Origin of the sequence: Anaerotruncus sp. DFI.9.16 (assembly GCF_024461615.1) — a bacterium.
GTDB classification, from domain to species: domain Bacteria; phylum Bacillota; class Clostridia; order Oscillospirales; family Ruminococcaceae; genus Anaerotruncus; species Anaerotruncus massiliensis.
In genome coordinates, this window is the sequence record NZ_JANFZX010000092.1 from 1 (window position 1) to 6,556 (window position 6,556).

Sequence of the window (6,556 nt, forward strand, 5' to 3'; positions counted from 1 at the left end):
GTAGCGGACTCAAGCCGGGGGCGCGGGGCGGAGCGCCCGCGAGCGGCCGTCGCGCATAGCGCGCTCCGGGCGCAGCCCAGGCAGGCCGCTTCAAGCCCCCTGCGGTTTCTTTCCCCCCTTTCTTGTCCGTACAAGAAAGGGGGCCGCCCGCCGGGGCGGGACCCGGCAAGCTCCGCCGCTCCCCGAGCGGCAAACCTAAGAAGGCCCCCTGCCAGCGGGCAGCCGGCAAGCCACGCCGCCCGATGGGCGGCAAGCCCCGCCGCTCACGAGCGGCAAATAAAAAATCACCGAAAGTATCTCACGGCATTGCCGAAAAGATCCTGGAAGCAGTTGCCGCCGACATTCTTATAGAGCCCGTCGACATACCGCTCGGTGTGCCCCATCTTTCCGAAGACGCGGCCGTCGGGGGAGGTGATGCCCTCGATGGCGCAGTAGGAGTTGTTGGGGTTGAAGCGGATGCTGCGGGTCGGATTGCCGTCGAGGTCGACGTACTGGGTGGCGATCTGGCCGTTTTCGGCAAGCCGGTCGATGAGCGCCTGCGGCGCGACGAACCGGCCTTCTCCGTGGGAGATTGCGATCGTGTGGATGTCGCCCGGCTTCATGTCGGCGAGCCAGGGGGACTTGTTGGAGGCGACGCGGGTGCGCACCAGCATGCTCTGGTGGCGGCCGACCGAGTTATAGGTCAGGGTCGCGCAGCTTTCGTCCATGTCGCGGATTTCGCCGTAGGGGACGAGCCCGAGCTTGACGAGCGCCTGGAAGCCGTTGCAGATGCCCAGCATGAGGCCGTCGCGGTTTTTGAGGAGCTCGTGGACCGCGTCGCGGATGCGCGGGTTGCGCAGGAAGGAGATGATGAACTTGGCCGAGCCGTCCGGCTCGTCGCCGCCCGAGAAGCCGCCCGGCAGCGCGATGATCTGCGACCGCGCGATCGCGTCCGTGAAGGCCGCGACGCTTTCGGCGATGTCGGCGGCGGAGAGGTTGCGCACAACGAAGACCTCCGCGTCGGCGCCGGCGCGCTCAAAGGCGCGTGCGGTGTCGTACTCGCAGTTGGTGCCGGGAAAGACGGGGATGAGCACCCGCGGGCGGGCGGTTTTTACCGACGCGGTAAGTTTGCCCCTCGATTCATAGTTGTATGCGGGCACGGGCCCGTCGCTGCTCGGAGAGAGGTAGGGGAATACTTTCTGTAATTTATCTTCCCAGCTATCCTGAATGTCATCGAGCGGGATGAGGTCGAAGCCGTAGCGGATGGCATAGGCGGGGGAGACGGAACCGATGCAGGGCAGGCCGGCAATCGGCTCGGACGCCTCGATGAGGAATCCGCCGTAGAGCGGCTCGAAGAGGGCCGCGTCGTCGAAGGTGGCGGAGAAGTCAAAGCCGAGGCCGTTGCCGAAGCACATCTTGGTGACGCCCTCGCAGACGCCGCCGTACCCAATCGCCCAGGCGGAGACCGCCTTCTTTTCGGCGACCAGCCGCTCCACCTCGTCGAAGACCGCCTTGACGCTCTCGAATTTGGGGAGCTGGTTCTCGTCGTAGGCGGGCGCGATCAGGTAGACCTTGTGGCCCGCCTCCTTGAACTCGGGGGAGATGATGTTCCCGGTTTTGGCCACCGAGACGGCGAAGGAGACGAGGGTGGGCGGCACGTCGATCTCCTCAAAGGTGCCGGACATCGAGTCCTTGCCGCCGATCGAGCCGATGCCGAGGCCGAGCTGGGCCTCGAGCGCGCCGAGCAGGGCGGCCATCGGCTTGCCCCAGCGTTTGGGGTCGTTCTTGGTACGCTCGAAGTACTCCTGGAAGGTGAGCCAGCATTTGTGATGGCTGCCGCCCGCGGCGACCACCTTGGCGACCGACTCGACCACCGCGCACACCGCGCCGTGGTAGGGGCTGGCGGCCGAGCGGTCGGGATTGAAGCCCCAGCCCATCAGCGAGGCGGTCGTCGTCTCGCCGTGGAGGACGGGGATTTTCGCGGCCATCGCCTGTGCGGGGGTAAGCTGGCGCTCGCCGCCGAAGGGCAGCAGCACGGTGCCCGCGCCGATCGTCGAGTCGAACCGCTCGACCAGCCCCTTCTGGGAGCAGACGTTGAGGTTTTCCATCATCGCGGTCCACTTTTCCTTCATCGGGGCGGTGGAACGCAGCCGCTCGAACTCGCGCGGGGCGGTGATCTCCACGTCGGTGTATTTGACCGCGCCGTTGGAGTTGAGGAACGCGCGGGAGAGGTCGACGATCCGCCGCCCGTTCCACTCCATCACGAGACGGGGTTCGGCGGTCACCTCGGCGACGACGGTCGCCTCGAGGTTTTCCGCATGTGCGCAGTCGATGAATTTCCCGACGTTTTCCGGAGCGACGACGACGGCCATGCGCTCCTGCGATTCGGAGATCGCCAGCTCGGTGCCGTCGAGGCCGTCGTACTTCTTGGGGACCGCGTCGAGGTTGATGCGCAGGCCGTCGGCCAATTCGCCGATCGCCACCGACACGCCGCCCGCGCCGAAGTCGTTGCAGCGGCGGATCATGCGGGTCACCTCCCCGTCGCGGAAAAGGCGCTGGAGCTTGCGCTCGATGGGCGGGTTGCCCTTCTGCACCTCCGCGCCGCAGCTCTCGAGCGAGGAGAGGGTGTGGCTCTTGGAAGAGCCGGTCGCGCCGCCGCAGCCGTCCCGGCCGGTACGCCCGCCGAGCAGGATGACGATGTCGCCCGGATCGGGACAGTCGCGCACCACGTGGTCGGCGGGCGTCGCGCCTACCACGGCGCCGATCTCCATCCGCTTGGCCGCGTAGCCGGGGTGGTAGACCTCCGCCACATGCCCGGTCGCGAGCCCGATCTGGTTGCCGTAGGAGGAGTAGCCCGCCGCGGCCGTCGTCGTGATCTTGCGCTGGGGGAGCTTGCCCTTCATCGTCTCGGAGAGGGGAACCGTCGGGTCGGCCGCGCCCGTCACGCGCATCGCCTGATAGACGTAGCTGCGCCCCGAGAGCGGGTCGCGGATCGCGCCGCCCAGGCAGGTGGCCGCGCCACCGAACGGCTCGATCTCGGTGGGGTGGTTGTGCGTCTCGTTTTTAAACATGAGCAGCCAGTCCTGCTCCTCGCCGTCCACATCCACCTTGATTTTCACCGAGCAGGCGTTGATCTCCTCGCTCTCGTCGAGGTCGGGGAGCTTCCCCTCCGCCTTGAGCGCCTTCGCGCCGATCACCGCGAGGTCCATCAGCGTCATCGGCTTCTCTTTCCCGGCATAGAGCTTGTCCCGCAGGGCGAGGTATTTTTCAAAGCTCTTTTTGATGTAGGGGGTCTCGACCTTCACGTTTTTCAGGTTGGTGAGGAAGGTCGTGTGGCGGCAGTGGTCCGACCAGTAGGTGTCGATCATGCGGATCTCGGTGATGGTCGGGTCGCGGCGCTCGGTATTTTTAAAGTAGTCCTGGCAGAAGGCGATGTCGTCGGTGTCCATCGCGAGCCCGTAGCGGGAGACGAAGTCCGCCAGCCCCGCCGCGTCGAGCGCGGTGAAGCCGTCGAGCGTTTCCACCGTCGTGGGGATGTCGTATTTGACATCGAGCGTTTCGGGCAGCTCGAGCGACGCGAGGCGGCTTTCCACCGGGTTGACAAGATAGTTCTTGACCGCGTCGAGCGCGTCCGCCGGGATGTCGCCCGAGAGGATGTACACCCGCGCGGAACGCACGATCGGCTGTTCCTTGGAGGTGGCGAGGGAGATGCACTGGGCGCAGGAATCGGCGCGCTGGTCGAACTGGCCGGGCAGGTACTCGACCGCGAAGACCTCTTCGCCCGGCGCGGCGGGGGGGAGCTCGTCGTAGGTCACGTCGACCTGCGGCTCGGAAAAGATCGTGCCGCGCGCGGCGTCGAAGTCGGCCCGGTCGATCCCTTCAACGTCGTAGCGGTTGAGGATGCGCACGCCCTTGACGCAGTCGAGCATCAGTACGGTGCGCAGGTCGCTGAGGACTCCGGCCGCCTCCACGGCAAACTCCGGTTTTTTCTCCACGTAGATTCGGTAAACGCTCATTGGTGCTCCTCCAGATCGTTTATTTTGTAATACGGCGGTATTCAATGGGGGAAGGCACGCCCACCAGGACGCGGCCCGCCTTCTCCAGAATCTCTGTGACAAGCAGGACCTCGGGGCCGATCCACTCCTCCAGCGTGAGGGTGGTGTCGGCGGAAAACCGGCTGACGCACCGTCCGTAAAAAACGCCCCGCTCATCCTCCTGATAGACAAGGGGAGTGAACGTCCCCGAACGGGAAAGCCCGCGGTAGTCAAAGCGCAGGGCGGGGTTGTCGTTGACAAGCTCCGCGCGGGGAAGGTCCTTCGGCAGGTCGTAGGAGTCGAGTTTGACGCGCCCGGGCGCGTCGGAGGAGAAGAAAAACAGGTGCGGCATCGCGTTGGTCCGGCCGTCCCGGGTGTAATAGCTCTCCTCCAGCACGAAAAAGCCGCCGGGGTCCGCGGGCAGGTGGTCGACCCTGCCGTTGACGTTGCGGCTGACGTGCCGCGCGGCGGGGTGGGTGACCTTCCCGGCCGCCTGCTGGGCGGCGATCTGCGCGGAGTTGTCGAAGTCCCCGGTGAGGCAGCTTTCAAAGCGTTTGAGGGTATCGTTCATAGGGCGCCTTCTTTCTGATTGACAGCGGTGGATGGTTGGGACGGGAGCTCCCCTTCGCACCAGTCCCCGTGCGCGGAAACAATCCGCACCTCCCGGATGCTCCCGGCGAGCGGCTCGTCCGCGCGCACCCGTACGGGGGTGTAGTTGGGGGTGTAGCCCTCCTGCATCCCGTCCGCGGTCCGGCTCTCGAAGAGGACGGGCTGCCTGCTCCCCACCTGCGCGGCGAGGAAGGCGGCGCGGGTGCGCAGGGTGGTCTCGATCATCCGGGCCGAGCGGGCCTCCTTGACGGCGCGGGGCACCTGACCGGGCATGTCCGCGGCGCGGGTGCCGGGCCGGCGGGAGTAGGCGAAGACGTGCGCCTTGGCGAGCGCGATCTCCTCCGCGAAGGCGAGCGACTGCGCGAACTCCGCCTCGTCCTCGCCGGGGAAGCCGACCATAATGTCGGTCGTGACGGCACAGTTGTCGAAATGCCGCCGCAGGCTCCCGGCGATGCGAGCATATTCGGCGGCGTCGTAATGGCGGTTCATGCGTTTGAGAGTCGCGTCACAGCCGCTCTGGAGGGAGAGGTGGAACTGGGGGCAGAGCTTCGGCTGGCGGGACATCCGCTCGATGTCCCCGTCGGTGAGCAGCTCGGGCTCGAGGGAGCCCAGCCGCACCCGCTCGATCCCCTCGACCGAGCAGGCGAGCTCGACCGCGTCGATCAGCCGCAGGCCGAGGTCCTTTCCGTAGCAGGAGAGGTTGATGCCCACGAGCACCGCCTCCCGGTAGCCCGCCTTCGCGAGCCCCTCGAGCTCGGCGCGCAGCTCGTCCGGCTTTTTGGACCGGACCGGCCCGCGCGCGGTGGGGATGATGCAGTAGGCGCAGTAGCGCTCGCACCCGTCCTCGATCTTGACGAACGCGCGGGTGCGTTCGGAAAACTGCTCGGCGCGCATCGGCTCGAAGGACTCTCCCCGCTCGTGCGGGCGGATGTCGACGATCCGCTCCCCGGTGGCGCGGGCCCGCTCCACAAGCGCGGCGAGCCGTTCCCGGCCGCGCGCGCCAGTGACGACGTCCGCCTCGGGCAGACGGTCGGCGGCGTCGGGGAAGGCCTGGGGATAGCAGCCGGTCAGCGCGACGACCGCGTCCGGGTTCTGCGACTTCAGATGGCGCAGCATCCGGCGGGTCTTCTGGTCGCCCGTCGCGGTGACGGTGCAGGAGTTGATCACATAGACGTCGGCAGGCTCCGTATGGGGGACGATCTCATAGCCCGCGGCGGAAAAAAGCTGCTCGAGAATCTGCGCTTCATACTGGTTCACTTTGCAGCCAAGGGTATAAAAAGCGGCTTTCATTTATACACTCCGTCCAAAACAGGAATAATTTTCATGTGCAAGTTGCACAGTATCCGAAGGCGTTTTTTCCAATGATACACATATTATAATGAATTTTCGGAACAATTACAATTAGCAGTTGACTTAAAGAAACCCCGCTGATATAGTGAGAATGTAGTAAAAACATAAATTAGTAATATGTCAAGAAGAAGGAGGACATCGACATGAAATCTGTAGTCATCAAACTTGACACCATCAATGACGTGAAAAACTTCGTGAATACCGTTTCGAAATATGATTTCGACGTGGACCTTGTGTCCGGACGCTATGCCGTCGACGCGAAATCCATCATGGGAATCTTTTCCCTCGATCTCGCCAAGCCGATCAAGATGGAGATCTACGCCGACAACTGCCCGGAGTTTTTGAAGGAAGTCAAGGGCTTCATTGTGGAAGCATAGGACTGCGAATGCAAAAGGCGCACCCTTTGGGGTGCGCCTTTTTTTGTTGGTTTGCCGTCCTCTGCGGAGCCTTGGAGTTGCCGCGCTGCGCCCGGCGGGGCTTTTTTCGCGCCCCTTTGGGGCGCTCCAGATGTGCCGCCTGCGGCGGCGGAGATTGCCGGGTCCCGCCCCGGCAGGCGGGCCGACTTCTTGCGCGCCCAAGAAGTC

Annotated in this window: 4 protein-coding genes; 1 reads left to right on the forward strand and 3 read right to left on the reverse strand. The window is 64.9% G+C overall.

All coding sequences use genetic code 11. The features are described 5' to 3' along the window. Positions 1–284 precede the first annotated feature (284 nt). From NE609_RS16525 to mtaB, 3 genes are read right to left on the reverse strand one after another with little or no spacing between them, the layout of a single operon-like run. The gene (locus NE609_RS16525) at positions 285–3,995 is read right to left on the reverse strand and encodes a phosphoribosylformylglycinamidine synthase (RefSeq protein WP_256153146.1); all 3,711 of its coding nucleotides are present in this window, start codon (positions 3,993–3,995) and stop codon (positions 285–287) included. A gap of 19 nt (positions 3,996–4,014) precedes the next feature. After that, positions 4,015–4,584, reverse strand: coding sequence for a hypothetical protein (locus NE609_RS16530; RefSeq protein ID WP_256153147.1), 570 nt, complete (start codon positions 4,582–4,584; stop codon positions 4,015–4,017). Further along, the gene (gene mtaB / locus NE609_RS16535) at positions 4,581–5,912 is read right to left on the reverse strand and encodes a tRNA (N(6)-L-threonylcarbamoyladenosine(37)-C(2))-methylthiotransferase MtaB (RefSeq protein WP_256153148.1); all 1,332 of its coding nucleotides are present in this window, start codon (positions 5,910–5,912) and stop codon (positions 4,581–4,583) included. Before mtaB ends, NE609_RS16530 begins: the two co-directional genes overlap by 4 nt. A gap of 203 nt (positions 5,913–6,115) precedes the next feature. Here mtaB and NE609_RS16540 point away from each other — a divergent pair, with 203 nt between their 5' ends. Further along, on the forward strand, positions 6,116–6,349 hold the full coding sequence (locus NE609_RS16540) for an HPr family phosphocarrier protein (RefSeq protein WP_101548864.1): 234 nt from the start codon (positions 6,116–6,118) through the stop codon (positions 6,347–6,349). Positions 6,350–6,556 lie beyond the last annotated feature (207 nt).